This is a genomic window from Pseudomonas sp. HY2-MNA-CIBAN-0224, from assembly GCF_040310285.1.
Taxonomy (GTDB): domain Bacteria; phylum Pseudomonadota; class Gammaproteobacteria; order Pseudomonadales; family Pseudomonadaceae; genus Aquipseudomonas; species Aquipseudomonas helleri.
The window spans coordinates 1-258 of sequence record NZ_JBEOPQ010000676.1 but is presented as its reverse complement, the minus strand read 5'-3'; the positions used below and the strand labels follow the sequence as shown (position 1 = coordinate 258).

At 46.5% G+C, this 258-nt stretch carries 1 protein-coding gene; it reads left to right on the top strand.

Annotated elements, in window-relative coordinates:
* On the top strand, positions 1-258 hold a 258-nt coding region (locus AAEZ03_RS28020; protein ID WP_350583200.1), incomplete at both ends, for an alanine racemase.

Sequence of the window (258 nt, the reverse complement as noted above, 5' to 3'; positions counted from 1 at the left end):
GTTGGAAGCCAGACAATTGGGCTGGGATAAAACCATTGGTTTAATCGAAGGTGCCTTTACCGCTGATGAGTGGCAACAAGCGATTGAGCATGATATTAGCTGCGTGATTCATCATAACCAGCAGTTGCAGTGGGCGTTGGACAATATGCCAGCCGCTGATAGCGCAACCAGAGTAGTTTGGATTAAATACAACACTGGTATGAACCGGTTGGGCTTCAATGCAGAAGGTGTGATTGCAGCGGCTATACAGTTACATAA